Annotated in this window: 18 protein-coding genes; 7 read left to right on the plus strand and 11 right to left on the minus strand. The window is 47.8% G+C overall.

Going from position 1 to position 20831, the window contains the following annotated elements:
- The first annotated feature begins 6 nt into the window (after positions 1–6).
- Both BMW79_RS11030 and BMW79_RS11035 read left to right on the plus strand, forming a co-directional pair.
- On the plus strand, positions 7–1536 hold the full coding sequence (locus tag BMW79_RS11030) for a RagB/SusD family nutrient uptake outer membrane protein (RefSeq protein WP_089894542.1): 1530 nt from the start codon (positions 7–9) through the stop codon (positions 1534–1536).
- Positions 1537–1710: 174 nt separating this feature from the next.
- The gene (locus tag BMW79_RS11035) at positions 1711–4182 is read left to right on the plus strand and encodes a zinc-dependent metalloprotease (RefSeq protein WP_089894545.1); all 2472 of its coding nucleotides are present in this window, start codon (positions 1711–1713) and stop codon (positions 4180–4182) included.
- 68 nt (positions 4183–4250) lie between these two features.
- On the opposite strand, the gene BMW79_RS11040 is transcribed toward BMW79_RS11035, so the two are convergent.
- On the minus strand, positions 4251–4868 hold the full coding sequence (locus BMW79_RS11040; RefSeq protein ID WP_143059128.1) for a VOC family protein: 618 nt from the start codon (positions 4866–4868) through the stop codon (positions 4251–4253).
- Between the two features lie 2 nt (positions 4869–4870).
- On the opposite strand from BMW79_RS11040, the gene BMW79_RS33725 reads away from it, so the two are divergent.
- Positions 4871–5083, plus strand: a complete 213-nt coding sequence (locus BMW79_RS33725) for a hypothetical protein (protein ID WP_143059129.1) — start codon at positions 4871–4873, stop codon at positions 5081–5083.
- 35 nt (positions 5084–5118) lie between these two features.
- Here the strand turns inward: BMW79_RS33725 and BMW79_RS11045 are convergent, their stop codons facing one another.
- Genes BMW79_RS11045 through eat form a run of 5 tightly spaced genes read right to left on the minus strand, consistent with a single transcriptional unit; the run spans position 5119 to position 11017 of the window.
- Positions 5119–6483, minus strand: a complete 1365-nt coding sequence (locus tag BMW79_RS11045; protein ID WP_089894553.1) for an aldehyde dehydrogenase family protein — start codon at positions 6481–6483, stop codon at positions 5119–5121.
- Positions 6480–7196: a gamma-glutamyl-gamma-aminobutyrate hydrolase family protein gene (locus tag BMW79_RS11050; RefSeq protein WP_089894556.1), complete on the minus strand. Its 717-nt coding sequence runs from the start codon at positions 7194–7196 to the stop codon at positions 6480–6482. Before BMW79_RS11050 ends, BMW79_RS11045 begins: the two co-directional genes overlap by 4 nt.
- Before the next feature lie 2 nt (positions 7197–7198).
- Positions 7199–8335 carry an iron-containing alcohol dehydrogenase gene (locus tag BMW79_RS11055; RefSeq protein WP_089896861.1) on the minus strand — a complete coding sequence of 379 codons (1137 nt, stop codon included), beginning with the start codon at positions 8333–8335 and terminating at the stop codon, positions 7199–7201.
- Between the two features lie 10 nt (positions 8336–8345).
- Positions 8346–9704, minus strand: coding sequence for a glutamine synthetase family protein (locus BMW79_RS11060; protein WP_089894558.1), 1359 nt, complete (start codon positions 9702–9704; stop codon positions 8346–8348).
- Positions 9701–11017, minus strand: coding sequence for an ethanolamine permease (eat, locus tag BMW79_RS11065; RefSeq protein ID WP_089894561.1), 1317 nt, complete (start codon positions 11015–11017; stop codon positions 9701–9703). The genes BMW79_RS11060 and eat overlap by 4 nt, the downstream gene beginning before the upstream one ends.
- Positions 11018–11135: 118 nt before the next feature.
- On the opposite strand from eat, the gene BMW79_RS11070 reads away from it, so the two are divergent.
- Complete coding sequence (locus BMW79_RS11070; RefSeq protein ID WP_089894564.1) at positions 11136–11477, plus strand: winged helix-turn-helix domain-containing protein; 342 nt, start codon at positions 11136–11138, stop codon at positions 11475–11477.
- On the opposite strand, the gene BMW79_RS11075 is transcribed toward BMW79_RS11070, so the two are convergent.
- From BMW79_RS11075 to BMW79_RS11085, 3 genes are read right to left on the minus strand one after another with little or no spacing between them, the layout of a single operon-like run.
- Positions 11478–11963 carry a molybdopterin-dependent oxidoreductase gene (locus BMW79_RS11075; protein ID WP_089894567.1) on the minus strand — a complete coding sequence of 162 codons (486 nt, stop codon included), beginning with the start codon at positions 11961–11963 and terminating at the stop codon, positions 11478–11480. It lies immediately after the preceding gene.
- Positions 11964–11968: 5 nt separating this feature from the next.
- Entirely contained in the window at positions 11969–13042 is a 1074-nt protein-coding gene (locus tag BMW79_RS11080) for a cytochrome-c peroxidase (protein WP_089894570.1), read from the minus strand.
- 4 nt (positions 13043–13046) lie between these two features.
- Positions 13047–15047 (minus strand): TonB-dependent receptor plug domain-containing protein, encoded by a 2001-nt coding sequence (locus BMW79_RS11085; RefSeq protein ID WP_177192121.1) that lies wholly within the window; start codon positions 15045–15047, stop codon positions 13047–13049.
- A 397-nt stretch (positions 15048–15444) separates the two neighbouring features.
- On the opposite strand from BMW79_RS11085, the gene BMW79_RS11090 reads away from it, so the two are divergent.
- The 3 genes from BMW79_RS11090 to BMW79_RS11100 all read left to right on the plus strand — a co-directional run bounded on the left by BMW79_RS11090 (position 15445) and on the right by BMW79_RS11100 (position 17983).
- Positions 15445–15837, plus strand: coding sequence for a hypothetical protein (locus BMW79_RS11090; RefSeq protein ID WP_143059130.1), 393 nt, complete (start codon positions 15445–15447; stop codon positions 15835–15837).
- Positions 15838–15907: 70 nt separating this feature from the next.
- Complete coding sequence (gene zwf / locus BMW79_RS11095; RefSeq protein ID WP_089894578.1) at positions 15908–17413, plus strand: glucose-6-phosphate dehydrogenase; 1506 nt, start codon at positions 15908–15910, stop codon at positions 17411–17413.
- 105 nt (positions 17414–17518) lie between these two features.
- On the plus strand, positions 17519–17983 hold the full coding sequence (locus BMW79_RS11100) for a hypothetical protein (protein WP_089894581.1): 465 nt from the start codon (positions 17519–17521) through the stop codon (positions 17981–17983).
- A gap of 58 nt (positions 17984–18041) precedes the next feature.
- Here the strand turns inward: BMW79_RS11100 and BMW79_RS11105 are convergent, their stop codons facing one another.
- Together BMW79_RS11105 and BMW79_RS11110 are read right to left on the minus strand one after the other, a co-directional pair.
- On the minus strand, positions 18042–19004 hold the full coding sequence (locus tag BMW79_RS11105) for an endo-beta-N-acetylglucosaminidase H (protein ID WP_089894585.1): 963 nt from the start codon (positions 19002–19004) through the stop codon (positions 18042–18044).
- A gap of 156 nt (positions 19005–19160) precedes the next feature.
- Complete coding sequence (locus BMW79_RS11110; RefSeq protein ID WP_089894587.1) at positions 19161–20807, minus strand: SusD/RagB family nutrient-binding outer membrane lipoprotein; 1647 nt, start codon at positions 20805–20807, stop codon at positions 19161–19163.
- Positions 20808–20831: the final 24 nt, after the last annotated feature.

The following is a 20831-nucleotide window of genomic DNA, read 5'->3' on the forward strand; positions in this document are numbered from 1 at the left end:
ATTCAAATGCATATTTATAAAAGTCGTATCAGTATATTTTTTTTAACAGGACTGTTACCCGCTTTATTGCTGTTGACGGGTTGTTCAAAACTGATTGAGGTAAACCGCCCTTCCAATACAGTAGGAAACGATGTGATATTTAAAACAGACGAAAGAGCGGTTACCGCGCTCATGACTGTGTATGCGCAAATGATCAATTATAATTCAGGTATCAGCCTATCCAATGGAGCACTACCTGTTTTTACGGGTCTGATGTCTGATGAATATGTGAAAAATTCCAGCAGTGCAGATGAGCAGGATAAAATGCTGGAGGAATTTTATAAAAATGTGATCACCCGTACGAATACAATACCCGATATATCTTTCTGGAATAATGGGTACGAGGTTATCTTTTCTGCCAATGCCGTTATTGAAGGGGTAGCTGCTTCCGGTTCCCCTGCACTGACCGCCCGGACCAGGGATCTGTTAAACGGCGAAGCGAAACTGGTGAGAGCTTTCCAACACTTTTACCTGGCAAATTTGTATGGCGATATTCCCATAGTGCTCACCACAGATATTAATCAGACCCGCACCTTGTCGAGAAGGCTTGTGAGTGAAGTGTATCAGCAGGTTGAAAAAGACCTGAAAGATGCATTCCTGTTGTTGCCTGCCGATTACAGCGCCGCCGGCAATACCCGGTACCGCCCCAATAAATGGGTAGCTGCCGCCCTATTGGCCAGGTTGTACCTTTATGAAAAAAATTACCCCGCAGCAGCAGAACAGGCTGGTCTTGTTATTAACAACGGATTGTATAAACTGTTACCTCCGGCCAATGTTTTTATGATCAACAGCGAGGAATGTTTGTGGCAGCTGGAGCATCCTACGCGTGGAAATGCTGCTCCGGAAGAAGTGAACTTTTTTACGCCGGCTATGCAGTACAATAAGGTGCCGGAGGATTATAAAATGTTTTTTACCGACCCTGAGATGTTTGCCTATTTTAGCACCAGCGGACAGATGATCCCCAGATGCCCAATGACACAGGCACTTATCAATGCTTTTGAAACCGGTGATGAGCGTAAAGCTGCGTGGACCGATACCGTACCTGTTCCGGTAGCACCTCCCTATAACGGGAATGGCTATCGCTTTTCCCATAAAACCGAAAATATTAATCTCGACGGTACCTTATCGCCAAGTGCCTATACAGTGATGCGCCTCGCCGAAATGTACCTTATCCGCGCAGAAGCGCTCGCACAACAGGGAACAGACCTGGCCGGCGCTACGGCCGATCTGAATAAGATCCGCAACAGGGCAGGTTTACCCGATCTGGAAACAGGTTCCCGCGAACAGCTGCTGGCAGCCGTTGCCCAGGAAAGACGCGTAGAATTCTTCGGCGAATGGGGGCACCGCTGGTTCGATCTGAAACGTACCGGGAAAGCTACAGAGACACTCCGTGTGATCACGGAGAAACAACCCTGGTCAAACGATCACCTGTTATTACCACTTCCTCAGATAGAGTTGATCAACAACCCTATGCTGAAACAGAACCCGGGGTATTAATGTTGAACAGCGTGCAGCTGCCCGGCTGCACGCTGTTCACATCTGCCAATAAAAAAACATTCGGGAAAATCAGTCGGTAGACTAGTTCAATTTTATACCCGCCGTGTTTTATCTCCAACCATCCAACGTAGGGTCCCGATTTATTTTATTATCAAAATCATTTAGTACTCACTAATGAAACGCTATGCTTACATTCCGCTTGTGACAGTGATGGCCTCCTGTGCTGTGTTCAAGAGTGGAAACAAAAAATCGAAAAAGACAGCTGCTGCTACACCGGCTGCAGCGCCGGTGAAAGCAACGCCAGCTCCGGGAAAGAATGGTATCAAACCCTATAGCAGCGTGATCACCAAAGACCTGATCACAAAACAGGGACTTTTTACCGTGCATAACACGAAGGAACTGGACAGCATCTTCTTTGAAATCGGAGATACCCTGCTGGGACGTGATATCCTGGTGGTAAACCGCATCCGCAAAGCCCCCGGTATGACAGGCGCCTATCCCGGCGAAGAACTGGATAACAACACCGTGGTATTTGAGAAAGGCCCGAATGAAACCCTCCGCGTGCGCCTGAAACTGGTGATCAGTGATGCCGATTCTACCAACGCCATTTATCGCGCGGTAACCGCCTCCAATCTCAACCCCATAGTAGCTACCTTTCCTATCAAGGCGTATGGTAAAGACTCAGCCAGCTACGTGATCGATGTAAGCAAGTTCCTGCGGGAACCGGCTAACTTTGTGAACTCCGGTGATGGCCACGCTGCCCTGAAAAGAGCGATGGACGTGAAAACCATGAAAGACCTGGAGGTACAATCCATCATGACTTTCCCCGCCAATATAGAAATTGCCATATCCAAGAATGGTACTGCCAGGCTTCCTGCCTTCGCAGGTGGTATTCCCGCCAGCCTTGAAACCAATACCTCTTTCATCGCATTACCAAAAGTGCCGATGCAGCGAAGATATGCCGATGAACGCGTAGGCTATTTTGCAGACGTATTCACCGAATACGGCGATACGCAGCAGAAAGCACAACAGCGTAAATTCATTAACCGCTGGAAACTGGAACCAAAGCCGCAGGATCTGGAACGTTACAAAAGAGGAGAACTGGTGGAACCAGCCAACCCGATTGTACTGTACATCGATCCGGCTACACCCAAACAATGGCGCAAATACCTGATCCTCGGTGTGAACGACTGGCAGGCCGCCTTTGAACAGGCAGGGTTTAAAAATGCCATCTCCGCAAAAGAATGGCCGGAAAATGATACGACCATGCATATGGAAGATGTCCGCTATTCCTTCATCAACTACTTTGCTTCCGAAATCAGCAACGCATACGGACCTAATACACACGATCCCCGTAGCGGCGAAATTATACAGACACATATCGGCTGGTACCACAACGTAATGCAACTGCTGCACGACTGGTACATGGTGCAGGCGGGTCCCAACGATCCGAAAGCCCGCATGGCTAAATTTGATGATGAACTGATGGGGCAACTGATCCGCTTCGTTTCCAGCCATGAAATAGGACATACCCTGGGCCTGCGTCATAACTTCGGGAGCAGCAGCCAGACGCCGGTAGATAGTCTCCGTAACATCGCTTACCTGCGCAAACATGGCCATACTGCCAGCATTATGGACTATGCCCGTTTCAACTACGTAGCACAACCGGAAGATCATATCCCGCAGGAACTGCTGTTTCCACGTATTGGTGAATACGACAAATGGGCCATCGAATGGGGCTACAAATTTATCGGCGCCTCCACTGCGGAAGAAGATAAAAAGATCATGGGTAAAATGATTTCCAATCGCCTCGCCGCCAATAACCTGCTCTGGTTCGGCGATGGGGAAAGCCGCCAGAATGATGCCCGTTGCCAGACAGAAGATCTGGGCGACGATGCTGCTAAAGCGAGCAGCCTCGGCATCAAAAACCTGAAACGCGTGATGGACAACCTCAGCTCCTGGAGCTTTGAAGAAGGCGGTCAGCAACAACAGCTGAAAGCCATGTTCACCCAGGTAGAACAACAATATCACCGTTACCTGGTACACGTTGCCAAGAACATTGCGGCCATCAATTATACCATCCGTGAAGACGGCGATGCACGCCCGGCTTATACACCTTCGCCCAAAGCCAAACAGGTAGCGGCCGTGGAGTTCTTCAACAAAGAAGTATTTACCACACCCACCTGGCTGAGAGATCCCAAAGTGATCGACAAAATAAAAGGTCCGGATGAACTGAATGGGGTGGAAGAAATGCAGGTAAATTCCGTGAACAGTTTACTCGATGCCAAAAGGCTCAATTACCTGATGGTGCTCGAACGTCGCTTTGGTACCGATAAAACACTGGGCATTGAGCAATACCTGACCCTGTTGCGCAAAGGTATCTGGAGTGACCTGAATGGCGGCTCCGTGAAAATTGATGCCAACAGTCGTAATATGCAGAAAGCCTACTTAGGCGCACTCTACAAAATTACCCGCGACGCCAAACCGGAAATCAGCGAATCAGAAGCTTCCGGCATTGCCAGCGCAGAAATCCGTACCGTTACTGCTATGATCAGAAAAGCAATTCCGCAGGCGGCAGATGCGTTGACAAAAGCACACCTGATGGCACTGGAGGAGAAGATCCAGCTGTTGTCAAAGAATTTGTAAGTATCCCCTTGATAACTATCCACTTTTAGACAGAAGGTCATCTCTTAAAAAGAGATGGCCTTCCGTTTTTAAGATGCTGTCAATGTACGGTATTGTTTTTCGTTAGCGGCATCCATATCAATAAGCATTTCAACTGCGATGTTGATATTTTCCCTTTCCTCTTTGCCTGCTTTTTTCAAAGCAGTAACCAGCGTTTTAATGGCTGCTTTATCATCTTCCTTATATTCCCGGAGTCGCCTGGCCAGCGCTATTGCTTTTTGTAGAGGCGTCAGGTTAGCATTATCGTATGCCTCATAGTTTTTTTGATCAGCTTCACCGGATTGGATTACGATGATTCCATTTCCCGATATATCTGTGAGCGTAAACCTGGTCTGACCTGTTTTAAATCTCGTGATCCTTGGCAAACCGGTAGCGGGTACTTTCCCCAGATAAGCCTTCATTGCCTGTGTAAACTGCTGGTGTACTGCGGCAACATCTGAAACGATCAATAAGTTGATGCAATAATTGTTGTGAATATCCAGCCGCTTTTCTTGCCGGAAGTGAAGTTGCCAGTCGTTTTTTACCATCACCGCGTAAGGATATGGTTTTTCCTGGCGATAGGTGTTTTTGAAATCAAGTGCTTTCCAGAACAATAAAGTTTCGTCGAAGTCAGAACAAGGTAATACCGGAATCATAACTGGGGGCATATGTGGGTTTATTTATTACAAAGATAGTAGTCGGGAAGCATTTGTTTAAATACGAAAGGATCAAAAAAGAACTCTCCGTTAAGCTAACGGAAGCGGATATACCAATGTTCAATTATTTACTAGCCGCCTGGAAAGATAAAGGTGTTGCCATTAGTATTGAATACCTGCTGGCCGGCAGAAAAAAGACGCCGGACACCTGGCAGATAACACCATGAAAAAGGCCTCCTGCAATAGGAGGCCTTTGGAGATTTTATCCTTTCATCTGCCACGACTTCGTTTTCGTAAATGCCCGTAATCCCTGGTGCGACAACGTAGCACCAAAGCCCGAATGCTTCCGGCCGGCCCATGGTAACCCCGCCGTTACCCGGTCGCAACAGTTCCAGTAACCCGTACCGGAATTCACCTGGGAAAGGATCTTTTCCGCCCGTTCCCGGCTGCTGGAATATACTGAGGCGGTAAGCCCATACTCGGTATCATTCATCAGGTTGATGGCTTCCTCATCGCTGCTCACTTTCATAATCCCGATCACCGGACCAAAACTTTCTTCCTGCATAATCTTCATCTTGTTATCCACATCAGTGAGCACCGTAGGTTCAAAATAGGCGCCTTCATGTTTAATGATATGTCCGCCCAGTAATAATTTTGCGCCTTTAGCACGGGCTTCCAGCACCTGGGCTTCCAGTATTTTCAAATGGCTGGGTCTTGTGACAGCGCCAAAGTAAACACCTTCGTCTGTAGGAAGGCCCAGCTTCCATGATTTTACGGTTTTTACAAACGCATCGATGTATTCATCATACACTTTTTCGTGTACGTATATACGTTCTACCGCGCAGCAACTCTGACCATTGTTGTAAAAAGCACCATCTGCAGTAGCAGCGGCAACGGCAGCAATGTCTTCAATATCTTCGGCTACATACAACGGATCTTTTCCCCCCAGTTCCAGCTGACAAGGCACCATTTTAGGCGCTACTTTTTCATAGATATATTTACCAGTGGCGTAGGAGCCGGTAAAGAAGTAGCCGTCGAAATCCAGTTTCAGTAATATTTCGCCCACCTCTTTGGCGCCGGTTACCACACGGAATGCATTCTGGTCCACCCCGGCGTAATACAGCAGTTTTTCTATTTCCAGGCCGGTAAGACACGCATATTCTGATGGTTTGTACAGTACCACGTTGCCCGCCAGCAGCGCAGGAATAAACACATTCACGCCTACCAGGTAAGGATAGTTCCAGGCGGAAATATTACAGATGATGCCCAGTGGCTCGTAAGAGATTTTCTCTTTTAATTCGTCGGTATTAGTGACCCACTCATCCGAGAGGTATTTCTCTGCGTTGTCCAGCATCCACTGTATCCTTGTTCTGGCGCCGTTGATTTCATTGCGTGATTGCTGTAACGGCTTGCCTGTTTCAGAAGTAAGTATGGCGGCGAGTTTTTCTATTTTCTTTTCCAGCTGCTGGCTGAAGCGTGCAATGGCTTTTATCCGCTCTGCCAATGGCACTTTCGACCAGTTCTTTAATCCCATTTTCAACAGCGACAGCTTATCTATAATCTGTCCTTCATGTTCATCCCGGAGGATGGAAAGCACTTGCCCGGTGCCAGGATTGAAAAGTCTCATATCGTATAGTTTCTTACAGCTTGAAGAAATTGTTTTTTTATCTGTTGTGAAAGCGGGTTGCTTTCTTTCTCCGGCATTCTTTCCGGATGCCATTGTACACAAAGCATAAATCCTTTGTTGGTTTTATCTTTGAACTCAATGCCCTCAATCATTTCATCGGGACTGTCGGCTGTAGCGCTCACCATCAGGTTGTGGCCCAGGTTTTCCGGTGGAATGCCCTGGTGATGGGCGCTGTTTACCTGCCCGTGTTCAATACCGGTGATATTGTAAAGTAAGGAATCCTTCCGGATATTAACGCCGTGGATCTTATCGGCCGCTTCTTTTTTATGTACTTTATTGGCGGTTTCGCCCATGTCTTCGTACACTTTTCCGCCTTCCAGGATATTGATATACTGTAATCCCCTGCAAATACCCAGTACAGGTGTTTGCCGCTGTTGTGAGTAATCGTAGATCTTTTTTTCAAAAGCATCCCGTTCGGGTAAGAATTCCGCCGGCTGATGCGGGTAAGGCACCTGCCCACCGTACAAGGAAGGAATTACATCTATGCCGCCGGTGAGTACGAAGCCGTCACAGGTGTAGATGTCGTCCGCGTTGTTGGTCAGAAAGGAGAGGATCACCACTTCCAGGTCATCACCCAGGTCTTCGGGGGTGAACCACTTTTCATAGTTCGGGAAACTGGCTTCCGTGTAGCTGATCCCTATCTTTTTCTTCATGTCTATAGCGCATTTAGGTACAACTGTCTGAAATCTTCCCGGCTTACCGGTTTGGGATTATTGGGATGTGCAAAATCTGCCAGTGCCAGGTCTGCCAGGGTTTCCACATGTTCTGATTTTACACCGATATCGCTCAGGTGATGCGGAATATTTACTTTCGAATTTAAGTCGAAGAGATATTGCACAACGGCTTCCCCGGTTTCTTCTTTCAGTTCCAGGGTTCTGGCGATACGGCGGAATTTTTCTTCAAAGCCGGCTATGTTAAATTGCATGCCATAAGGAATATTTACGGCGTTGGCCAGCCCATGATGGGTGTCCAGCAGCGACGAGAGCGGGTGTGCGAGGGAATGCACCACTCCCAATCCCTTCTGGAAAGCAATGGCGCCCATCATAGATGCCATCAGCATGTTGCTCCTGCTTTCTATATCCGGGTTGTTGGTCGCTTTTTCCAGTGAATTTTTTATGAGATAGATCCCTTCCAGGGCAATGCCATCACACAAGGGATGTGGATTCTTTGCCAGGAATGCTTCCATGTTATGCGTGAGTGCATCCATGCCCGTAGCCGCTGTGATAAAGGGCGGAAGTTCCATGGTAAGTAACGGATCTGCAAATACTATTTTCGCCATCAGTTTCGGTGAAAACAGGATTTTTTTCTGATGCGTTTCATCGTCGGCAATAATGGCACTTCTGCCAACTTCACTGCCGGTGCCGGCAGTAGTGGGTACCGTAATAAAATGAGGTACATCGTTTGTTACATAAATATCACCGCCAATCAGGTCATCGTATTTGAAGAGGTCTTCCCGGTGATGTACCCGCAGTACGATGGCCCTGGCTACATCCAGTGCGGCGCCACCGCCAATGCCAATGATGCTGTCGCGATCCGTGGCGTCCCATAGATCGGTGCCTTTATACACGTCACTTTTTACCGGGTTCTTGTGAATGTCGCTGAATACTTCCACCGACAGGGAATGCGCCTGCAAGTCCTGTACAATCTTTTTAAAAAAGGATAGTCCTGCTATCACCGGATCGGTCACGATCATCGGACGTGATAAGCCGTTCTTTTGCAGGTAGGCAGGTAATTCACTGATCACACCTGCACCGAAACGGATCGTAGTAGGAAAATTATACTGAAATGCCATATACTGCTGCTTAAATGATTTCAAAATATCTTTTCAATTCCCAGTCGGTCACCGCTTTGGCGTATTGCCGCCATTCCCATTCCCTGGTCAACGTGAAATGCTCCACAAAGTCTTCTCCGAATAATTCTTTCGCTAATGCGGAGGTCTTCATTTGCTGTGTGGCCACATGAAGGTTCTGTGGTAATACACCATTCGACGTGTCTTTGTACCCATTGCCGGTGGTCATTTCTTTTTCGAGCGACAATTTATTTTTTACGCCATACAGTCCTGCTGCCAGGCAGGCGGCTAATGCGAGGTAAGGATTGGTATCTGATCCCACCACCCGTGTTTCCAGCCGGGAGGCTTTTACATGGCCTGGAAGCGCCCTGAGCGCCACGGTTCTGTTATCGATGCCCCAGGTGAGTGTGGTGGGTGCCCAGGCGCCTTCTACCAATCGTTTGTAGCTGTTGATCGTAGGCGCTATCATCGGTAAAATAAAAGGCAGGCAATACAATTGCCCGGCGATATAACTTTTCATAATGCCACTCATTTTGTGTTCGTCGGTATCATCATGAAATAAATTCTTTTTGCTGTCGGCGTCCCATAGGCTTTGATGCACATGTCCGCTGCAACCAGGCAAACTTTCATGGATTTTGGCCATGAAAGTAGCCATTACACCATGTTTATAGGCAATTTCCTTTACGGCTGTTTTAAATAGTACGGCCTGATCTGCGGCCTGTAGAATGGGACCGTATTTAATAGCTGCTTCATACACACCCGGTCCTGTTTCGGTGTGTAATCCCTCTACCGGGATATCAAATTTTACGAGCTGTTCAAACAGACTGCTCATGTATTCATTCTTTAACGCACTGCGCAGGATGGAATAACCAAACATACCTGGCGATAAAGGCGTGAGATCACGGAAGTTTTTCTCATGGGCCGTATCCGGTGTTTCTGTAAAGTTAAACCATTCAAATTCCTGTGAGAAATAAGGCACATATCCCTGTTGGGTAGCATCTGCCAGCACTTTCTTCAGTAGCTGCCTGGGACAGGCATACACCGCCGTGTTATCCGGGAGTACAAAATCTCCCAGGAAAAAAGGGACATTATTTTCCCAGGGAATTTTACGGAAGGTAGACAGGTCAATTTTTACCTGTGCATCCGGGTAACCGGTATGCCAGCCGGTAAATTTTACGTTGTCATATACCGTATCGCCCATGTCCCAGCCAAAGGTAACATCGCAGAAGCCCAGTTTGCTTTCCATCACGGACACCAGCTTTTCCGCTGCAATGTATTTACCTCTCAATACGCCGTCAATATCTGCTACCGCCACTTTCACCTTACCCGACGGATGATTTTTTACATACGTTAATATTTCGGAAGTTGTCATGTGTGAGCCGGTTTAAAAATTTTGTACAACAAAAAGGAAACAGCCAGCAGGGAGAAATAGATCAGGCCCAGTTCCAGGTTATACAGGAACATGGCAATAATAGATACGGTGGCTATCGCCAATGAAATTACAGGAAATGCCGGATAAAAAGCCACGCGGAACGGGCGCGGTAAATCTGGTTCTCTTTTTCTCAGGATGATAATAGACACCATGGAAATGATATACAGGGTAAGCGCTCCAAACACCGATACCACGATGATTTCGGCCGTTTTCCCGGAAAGCAGCGCCAGTATTCCGATCACCATATTACCAAGTAAAGCATTCGCGGGTGTATGAAAGCGGGAAGAAATTTTTCCGAGGAAGGGAGGGAGATTGTGTACCCGTCCCATTTCAAAGGTAGAGCGTCCTGCTGCCAGGATCAACCCATGAAACGATGCTACCAGCCCGAATAAACCTACCGTGATCAGCAGGTGATACATGGGATGGTTGCTTCCGGTGATCTTCGCCAATGCCAGTGGTAATGGCGAATCGGAGGTTTCCCCGCTGATGCCGTTTTTATATACAATGGTTTCCCAGCCAGCAATACCGGTAGCGGAAACAAATATTAAAATACAGAGAATGGCCAGTGTAAGAATAGCCCATCCAAAACCTTTACTGATGTCGCGCTGCGGATTTTTGGTTTCTTCTGCTACGTTGGCAATGCCCTCAATGCCCAGGAAAAACCAGATGGCAAAAGGAATAGCGGCAAAGGCGCCACCCCAGCCATTCGGGAAGGCATTGCTGGTAAGGTGCACGGCCTGGAATTTCGGCAGTGATAAACCGGCAAACAGCAACAGTTCTCCCACGGCGAAAATGGTGACGATCACTTCAAAGGATGCTGCGGCTTTTACACCATAAACATTCAGCGCGGTAAAAATAAAGTAGATGGCAATGGCGCTGGTGAGGATAGGTACCTGGGGGAAGAAGGCGTTGAAATAGGCGCCTATGGCGAAAGCGATGGCAGGAGGCGCCAGGATAAATTCAATCACCTGGGCGATACCGGCAATAAAGCCGATATTTTTTCCCATTGCCCTGTTTGCGTAGTCAAAAACTCCTCCTGCTTTGGGGATGGCGCAGGCCAGTTCTGCATAACTAAAGGTAAACGTTACATACATCACCATAATCACCCCGGTGGCGATGGCCATTCCTCCGGTGCCGCCCTTTTCAAGGCCAAGATTCCAACCAAAATACATACCTGAAATAACGTACCCTACTCCAAGTCCCCACAACATAAAGGGAGTCAGTGTTTTCTTTAAGCCCTTGTTTTGTGTCATTTGAAAGATCTCTATTGCGTGTATCTGTAATATAACATAAAATAAAATATTATTTTACTACCGCTTTTCGTAAAAAATAATAACCGGCTACCGGCTATCTTTGAACAAACATCGGGCAATGACACTCATCGCAAACGGACGCATATGGATTGAAACAGAGGAAGGCCCCTTCCTGGGTTACGGCCGAATGGAGTTATTACAGAAAATCAGTGAACTGGGATCTTTGAGAAAAGCGGCAACCGCTATGAAGATTTCCTACCGCCAGGCCTGGGATTTTGTGGACCAAATGAATAAACGCACCAGCCAGCCGCTGGTGATATTTGAGAGAGGAGGGAAGAACGGAGGTGGCGCGCTGCTCACCCCCGAAGGTATTCATGCCATGCAGCTGTTTGAAGAACTGAACAGCGCTTTCCAGGATTTCCTTGCTGTGAGGGCATCGAAACTGAATAAGCGGAAATAGCTAGTCTTTTGCAAATCGTACAGTCATCGTCGTTACCTCCCAGATCCATCTCGCCGGTTTCTTTTCACCAGGCACCACGATCCGGAAAGGTCCTTTCCCATCGGGCAACGGCTTTCCATCTACCTGGTCGGCCAGGATCACCACGCGGTCTGTAAAGGCGGCATCCAGTTCCGCCAGTGAAAACAATACTTCATATCCATCGCCCGATTTCACCAGCAGGTATTTCGCCATATTTTCACCTCTCAGCTGCGCACCCAGCGTAACGCCGGCCTGTTGCAGGATATCGGTAACCGGCACACCGGAATAACGATGTGTTTTACCATCGCGGTCTGCGGCTGTCACTTCCGTTTTTTTCATTTTGGCGATATCGGCCACACTCAGTTTTAAAGGCGTGGTCACTTCCCCTTCCACGGAAATAGTTTGCCCAAAAGCTGTGGTAGCCATGAAGGCACTGATCAGTAAACCGGCTGCGAGTTTGTATAACATATTGTTTAATTGAAAGGATTGGAGAAATTCGGATTGTTGATGAATGACGAGTCGGTAAGCAGGTGTAAAAACGCAATGATATCTTTTTGTTCCCGTTTTGTAAGCCGCAGGGAATTGCCGCCAGCTTCGTTGGACGTTTGCCGTAATACAGGGCTGAGTGATGCGCTGCTCACGATATGCTCACTGTAATGATCCAGTACTTCCTCCAGGCTGTTGAACCGGCCATCGTGCATATAAGGCGCTGTTAATGCAATATTGCGCAACGTGGGTACCCGGAACCGGCCACGGTCGGCCGCTACGCCGGTCTGTTTTTCCCGCCCGGCATCCCTGGGCAGACTATCCAGCCCGTTGTTGTGATATAGTTCTATGTAGAACTTCGGTCCGCCATGACAATGTGTACAGTTGGCGCCACGGATCTTCTTTTCCGGCGCAGGCGCTGTGGAAAATAATTGCAGCCCTCTCAATGCGGCGCTATCTGGCTGATAGCGTCCTTCCAGGTATTGATCATACCGCGAATCAGCGGAAATCAAGGTCCGTTCAAATTGTGCCAGCGCTTTGGTGATCCGGTCGCCGCTGATCTGATCGCTGCCAAACGCTGCGTTGAAAAGACCGGGATATAGCGTTGACTGCTGTAACTTCTGAGCGGCTACTTCCAGTGGCTGCCCCATTTCATGCGGGGCTGTGAGCGGCGTTATGGCTTGCAGCTCCAGTCCGGGGGCACGTCCATCCCAGAAGAAATTGCGTACCCAGAGCAGGTTTACGAGCGACATGGCATTGCGGTCCGTAGGTACATCGTCTACACCGGTGCTGAAAGTTTTCCCGTCTGTAAAAGCACGCTGTTGCTCATGACAGGTGCCGCAGGAAATTTTATTCCCGGCCGACAGCTGTTTTTCGTAAAACAGCAGCCGGCCTAAATAAACGCCTTCTTTCGTCAGCGGGTTATCTGCGGGCGTATTGATCCGGTGGCCAAAACTGGCGGGATATTCCAGCACATAAGGCTGCGGGGCATAGGATACCCTGCCGCTTAAGAAGGAAAGGGCCAACACACCGGACCATATGAGCCACCAGCATTTTTTCATCTCCCTAAAAATAGGAATAATTGAATAACACCCTGGCAAAGTAATTCCGGCCCTGCTCGGGATAACCTTCTGTGAGCATGTAATTTTTGTCGAAAATATTATTAACACCACCCTGCACTTTCAGCCAGTTGGTGACCTTCACGGTAACACTGGCATTTAACAGGAAGAAACCCGGTACCGAAGTACCATAACTGGTGCTGTAACGGTCGGCATTGTACTCTCCGCTGAGCAATCCGTCGAACCGTGAAATATGATACTGAAGCCAGCCCATCGCTTTATGCTCCGGCACATCGGTAAAATGGAGGTTAGGATTATCGAGGTTCTTACGCTTGATAAAGGTATAATTGGCGCCGGCGGTGAAGTCGGTGGTCACGTGCCAGGTAATGGCGGCTTCTGCTCCGTAAAAGGCCGCCCTGCCTTTGTTCTGCGATTGCGACAACCATTGTTTTTTAGTAGTATCATACACTACGTTGTTCACCTGCTGGATCACATCCTGGATACGGTTGTAAAAAAGACCTCCATCCAGCGTGATGTTATGCAGCTGCGTATCATGGTATTGCAGTCCGAAATTCAGCGTGTTCTCGGGGGGCAGGTCAGGATTGGGAATAGCGGTACCCAGTTTATAGGAGTAGCGGTCCTTGATGGTGGCAAAGCGGGTCATACGGTCTACCGATAAGGTTAATCCGCGATTGTTGTTAAACGCATACCCCAGTTTTAACTGTGCATTCAATGCTGCGCTGTTGTTGGAGGGGAAGTCGGTGATGGCTTTCGTCTGACTGTTATAATTCTGTGCGCTCAGACTCTGGCGGTAGTTGAAGGCAGCGCCACCTTCGAGCGACCAGTGCGTGTCAAATTCGTGCCGGTCTGTAACGCCTGCGGAAAAGGTATTATCCGCCACTTTTCTCTCCGGTTCACCTTCGTTATGTTCACGGTGTACATCCTGTTTGAAGTGTACGGCAGCTTTCAGGCTATTGGCAGCCGACAGCGTGTAGCCGTATTCGATATTGCCACCAAACGTATAGTCATTATAGTTACTGGTAAAGGCATAGGGCTTTTTCTGCGTGGTGTAGGTCGCATCATCGAAGCTTTTCAGCACGTTGATAAAGCGGTCGAAGAACAGCCTTGATTTCAGGTAGCTTTTCGTGTTCAGCGTGCTGTTCGAAAGGAAGTAGATGCTTTCCTTGTTCCACTTCGGCCACTGCCAGTACCGGGGGCTTTTATAGAGTGAATTCAGTGTATCCGTTCCCGTATATACCGGTGTACCTTTGGTACCTTCCTGGTGGGAGAAGCCGATGGCCAGTTCATTCTTCTCATTGGGCGTATATCCCAGCTTGAAACCATAGCGCCAGTCGTTGTTATAGGAGTTATCCCGTTTACCCCCATCTTCCGTTTTTGTACTTTTAAAATCGTTGGACAGGTTATAATAATCGCGCTGGTATCTCGATAAATCCGCCTGCAGGTAGAATTTTTTCATCCGGCTGCCGATGTTGATGGCTTCCTCATGGCCACCACTGAGCCATCCGGCGGAGGCATTTACTTCCAGCCCATGTACCGGTTTTGAGGAGATGAGATTGATAACGCCCCCCATGGTGTTAGGACCGTACAACACAGAAGCTCCTCCTTTTTCCACTACTATTTTAGATAGATTGAAAGTGGTGAACCGCGCCAGATCTACGTATCCGTCGTAGGGTACATATACCGGCACGCCGTCAATAAAAACGGGTGTTTGCCGGAGATCGAAGCCCCGGAGATAGATCATGGATTCGTTCCGGGGACCAACGTTCGACTGGCTGATACCTGGCAGGAGGTTCAGTGCAGTAGATACATTTAGCCGGTGAAACTGCCGGAGCTGTTCCATGGAAACCGTACTGGCAGAGTCGGAGCGGTGTGCATAAGAAACCACTTCTCCCAGGGTAAATACCCGGCTGCTGTCTTTCTGAATTTGTGCAGACAATTGTGTCGTAAGGCCCATTAATAGTGCTGCGGCCAATAGTTTTCTTTGCATAAGGGATGCGTTGTTCATTTTTTTGAATAACGGTGATCAATAGCTAACCTGGTACTGCAAGGGCAAAGACACGGAGCCGGAAAGGAAAGCGGAAATAAATGAATGGTCGTTTGGGTGTATGGTTGATTTGCAGGGCAATATTAATACAAAAATGGGAAAAGTTAACTGGTTTAGTAGGGTTTAGGTGATTTTAGATAGTAGTTCCTTACCGGTGGCGTCAGGAAAATGTGCGGATGCCACCGGTTCCCATCAAACGGAAGTAAAGCTGTGTAACGGTGATACACGCAAGGAACGCCAGGATAGTCCACCGGATTAAGTTAAGATAAACAGGATAGTTTTGCGCTTTCTCCATCTATATAGCTATTATTACGCTCAGAATACAAGTTAATCGCTTTTTATGAACATCCGTATACCAAAAATAGCGGGGATCGCTATGGCCGTCATTTTCTCCGGGCAGATCCTCTTTCACCTCCTGATCATCACGAAAGTGCTGCCCTATTCCATTGTATGGGGAGGGAAGTTGCGTACGCCTATGGAGATGTACCGGCTGGAAGCGATCGCAGTGTTGATGAATGTATGCTTTCTGCTCATTGTACTCGGGAAAAGAAAGGTGATGAAGCTGCCGGCTAATCAGCTGGTGCTGACCATTTCGCTATGGGTGATGTGTGTCCTGTTTTTTGTGAATACCCTCGGTAACCTCATCTCCGTGAATAAATGGGAGCAGCTCATTTTTACACCAATGACGATTATCCTGTGTATCTGCTCGGCGGTACTGGCACGGACGAGGTAATTCATGGAAAATGGATGAACAGATTACGGGAATTCATGCTTAAATTACATGGGAATAAACCGATGCTTAGATGAAAACTGGAAAAACACTCCCCACCGCCATTACCATCTTCGGCGCCAAAGGGGATCTGACTAAAAGAAAACTGATTCCCGCCCTTTATAACCTGTATACCGACAAACACCTGCCGCCCGTATTCACCATTACCTGTGTGGATTTCCTGCCGGAAGACGAAGCCGCCTTCAAGCTGGATCTCCTCGATGGTATCAATACGTTTAGCCGTAACGGTAAGGCAGATGAGAAGGAATGGGAAGGATTTGCCAAACATATCAGCTACCTGCAGGGCGATTTCCTGAAAGCCGACACCTACAACGCCCTCAAGGCTAAACTGGACGGCTTTGAGAAAATAAACAAGAAAAACGCTACCCACATTTTTTACTTTGCAGTAGCGCCCCGGTTCATAGAAATTATTGCAGACGCCTTATATAAACATAAACTTTGCCTGCGCGAAGAACTGGATCGTATCGTGGTGGAAAAACCTTTTGGCACTGACCTGGACACCGCCAAAAAGCTCAACCGTTTTCTCACCAAACGCTTTGCGGAGCAACAGATCTACCGCATTGACCACTACCTGGGTAAGGAAGCCGTACAGAACATTATGGCCTTCCGTTTCGCCAACTACGTATTTGAACCACTATGGAACAAAGACTTCGTAGACCACGTTCAGATCAGCGTGGCCGAAGAAGTGGGCGTGGGCAAACGCGGCGGCTACTATGATGGCGCCGGCGCCCTGCGCGACATGGTGCAGAATCACCTGTTACAGCTGTTGTGTATTGTGGCGATGGATTGTCCGAAGTTCTACAAGTCAGAACTGATCCGCGACTCCAAAACCAAAGTACTGAAAGATATACGGCCCTACACACCGGCACAGGTATTTAAAAACGTGATCCGTGGGCAGTATACCGCCGGCAATGTACATGGTACACCCCGTTTGTCGTACCGCAAAGAAGAACACGTACAACCCGCCTCCAACACCGAAACGTTTGTGGCCGCGCGGCTGTTCATCGACAACGACCGCTGGAAAGGTGTTCCTTTCTTTTTACGCACCGGTAAGTCGATGCCGGTACAATCGTCCGTGATCGTAGTACAGTTCAAGGATGCTCCAAATAAGATCTTCAAAGATGATATTACGCCCAACCGCCTGATCATCAGCATTCAACCGGAACTGGAAATCAGCCTGCTGTTTGAAAGTAAAGTGCCCGGCCTGAAAATGAAACTGAAACCGGTGGAAATGGACTTCACCTACCAGGAATCCTACACAGAAACAATTCCGGAAGCATATGAAGCTTTGCTGCTGGATGTGCTGGATGGCAATACCACACTCTTTATGAGGGCCGACCAGGTAGAAGCTGCCTGGAAAGTAGTGATGCCGATAGTAGATGCCTGGAAGAAATATCCTGCCAAACAATTACACCTGTATAAAGCGGGTACCTGGGGGCCTTCTGCGGCTACGGATATATTGAAGCCGTATGCGAAAGACTGGTTCCGGTTATCGGCGAGGGGGGAGAGTATAAAGTAAATAAATAGTACCGGACTGCTCTTTTGGGGTGGTCCGGTGCATACAACGACCGTGCTGCTTCCAAAATCCAAAAGTTCTGCACAGCTGTTAATCCGATGTATAGCTATGAAATTTACAAATATTATCAATAGTATAGGGTTTTCTATTGCCTGCATCTTGACTTCGTGTGAAGAACGAGGACAGACAGCACTGGTATTTAACGGAAATAAAGAGCGCTTTACAAGAGCAGCCAATCTTAAAAGTTTTCTTATCAAAAGAGTACCTACCTGTTACTCATTTATATTCACCTATACAGGTAAACAGTTTTGGCAACAATGTGATTCCATTAAACCTAATCCTGATATTCCAGTAACTTTTCTTAATGTTGATGACGCCGATTTTCTACAGGATTTAATGTATGATTGTGATTTAAGGTATATAAAATACAGCCCAGGTACAGTACAATTTATTTTTAGAGGCAATGATCCCGATCGAATTGTAAAAACAGATTCAAGCTTTCATGATTTTCAAGCTTTTCAGTTAGATAGTTTATTTTACCTGATTCCTTACAATGAAAAAAAACCTGAATAAACAGTGTTATGGTCAGTCGTTTAAAAGGGGCTGATCTTGAAAGATCAGCCCCTACAGGTCACGGCGTATACGTCACATTACTACCATACAAAATATTCGACACCCCCGAAAAATACACATGTTTATCCGTGCTGGTAAGATTATACCACAGATACACGCCATAACCATTGTTCTTCGTTTGCGTAGCCAGTGAATTCGCGGTGCTCTGACTGGTACTCTGAATATCCACTGCTGCGGGGCCTAACTGGCTTTTTGTTAAACCGGCTACGTTAGGTACGGAATAGCTACCGTAGATCGCATTCCAGCTGTAGTTAGCAAAATCTCCCACTTTTTTACCACCCCAGGAAAGCCGCGATGCTGCCGGGCCGTAGTAGTAGAAAGAAATAATTTTTGACGGCATCAGTTTTCGCAATTCATCTACGAGCATCACGAAGGAACTGTCGTTGGGCTGTGTGGTGCCGTTGTTGCCATAGTCAGCATACTCGTCGTCAAAATCAATACCGTCGAGGTTGTATTGCGTAACAGCGTTGCTGAGTTGTTGTGCAAATGCGCGGGCGGCAGTGCGGCTGGTAAAATTGCAGAAGCCGGCGCCCTGGTGATTACCGAGGATTGACAGCAACACTTTCATGCCTTTGTTCTGGAGGGGAACGATCTGTGTGGCCCTGTTGGTCAGTACATTGGCTACATTTGGATTGTTGTAGAGCACAGCAGTGTGCGTGGTGGTGTTGTAGTTGATATTGGCGGCAAAGATGATGGCAATATCAAATAGTTGCTGGCCGCCGGTGGTAAGCGTGTATTTGCCGGTATTCAGCAGGGAATTGCTGTTTACTTCCACATAGCAAACGGAGATACCGCCGGTTTTAGTGACGGATTGTACACTGGCGCCGGTGGCAGCAGTTTTGCCCGCGTTAAGGGCATCGATAGCGGTTTGTTTTTCTTTCTGACAGGCGGTGTTGAAAAGGAGGATCGCACACGCCGTTCCTGCGGCCAGTAGCCGCAAGGGGTGAAATTGTGTTTTCATAACAGAATGTTTAGAGGATTAAGAATCCGGGTTCAAATTTTGGTTACGGGTTTTCCAGTCTGGTGGCTCTTATAACAAACGATGCGCAGGTTAACTTCAGATATCGTGATAAATCCGGTGGCTGGAAACTGCCAGCCACCGGAGAAATGTATACTTTTATTGACGGGTATCCCACCAGAGTGGAGTACCGCCATTGTCTGGTCCGTTTAACAGTTTCACCGCATCTGCAACAGTAGCAGGGTTGGTGTTGTATTCATTCTGTGGGAACGGCAGTCTGCGGATCTGCAGATCAGTAGAAATGGTATTCCCGCTTTTGTTGTTTACAACAGGGAACAGTTTAGGATAACCGGTACGGCGGAATTCCGTCCATGCTTCCTGACCTTCGGGGAACATCGCCATCCATTTCTGGGTGATCACACGTTCCAGTTTTTGTGCCGGAGAAGCCGCCTCATTCCATTTAATGGTAATGGGGTTTTTGATGGTGAAATTATTATCCTTGTTTTTGGGATCTACGTAAGTAGCTACTACGCTGGTATCATTGTTTAGATAACCTGGTGCGCTTACCTGCCACTGTGCCATAGAAGTGTTTACACCCTGTTCGTACAGTTGTTGCGCACTACCGCCGGCGTTGTTCCAGCCGTTTAATGCGGCTTCTGCCCGCAGGAAATATACTTCTGCAGCAGTCATTACCTGCATGGATGTTTTCAGGTTAAAGGCAGGGTTGGCGCCATCTTCCGTATTCAGGGAAGAATAAGTCTGATATTTAGGCTTATCTACCTGGCTACCGATGCGGATGCCTACATATTTACCTTTCAGCGCAGGATCTGCATCTGTGGCCTTATCCATATAACGGGAAACGCGCGGATCGTTATAGCCTGTCAGGTAACACTGTATGGAGGCGCCGATACGGATGTCTGCCCAGTTCTTTGCAATGAACACCAGTGGATTGGTAAAATCTCCCAATACTTTTACGGTCATGTTATCGGCATTATCGGTAATAATACCGCCGTTGGCCGGATCCAGCGCTTTTTCTGCTTCCGATTTGGCCAGTGCGGCAGCAGCCGGAACTTTAGAAATATGCATTGCCAGGCGTAAACGCAGAGAGTTGGTGTAACGCAGCCACTGTGCAAAATTGCCGCTGTATACTACATCGAAACCGGAGAAGTCGAATGGTAATGCAGCGCCTCCGTTGATCTGTGCACGCAGACTTGCTGCTGCATTGTCCAACTGCAGGAAAAATTGTTTGTAAATATCCTGCTGGCTATCATACGGAACAGTAGAACCACCTTCACCTACATGGCTATACGGAATAGGACCGTAAATGTCTGTTACGCGGCTCATGGCAGTTACCTGCACTACCTGTGCCACGGCCCATACGGCCGGGAAGTTCTTGTCGATACCGCTTTTCTGCAGTTTTGCTACAGGCGACATTACATTCAGATAACCTACTTTATAGGCTTCCCCATTCCAGCCAGGTACCAGGCCATAGTTGGTATTGTTGGAACTGCTGAATGGATTTGGCGTCATAAAATAGCCGGAAAAGCAATCTGCATTCAGGTTTTGCTGTACCTGGTAGGAGTTGGGATCTCCACCACCGGAAAAGTTGAGGATGGACATCTGTGCGGATTTGAGATACAATCCGAGAGAGTTGAAATCCGGTCCCAGCTGACCATCGGTGACGCCTGTATTATCTGTATTATAAAGTTCAAAGTTTTTGGTACATGCACTCATCCCGGTTACCAGGGCGGCAGCGGCCACCAGCAAACCAGATCTGTAACGCTTCATGTTATTATTCAGTTTCATCGTTTTCAGTTTTGCGGTAAATGA

The sequence above is a fragment of the Chitinophaga arvensicola genome, from assembly GCF_900110835.1.
Lineage (GTDB): Bacteria > Bacteroidota > Bacteroidia > Chitinophagales > Chitinophagaceae > Chitinophaga > Chitinophaga arvensicola.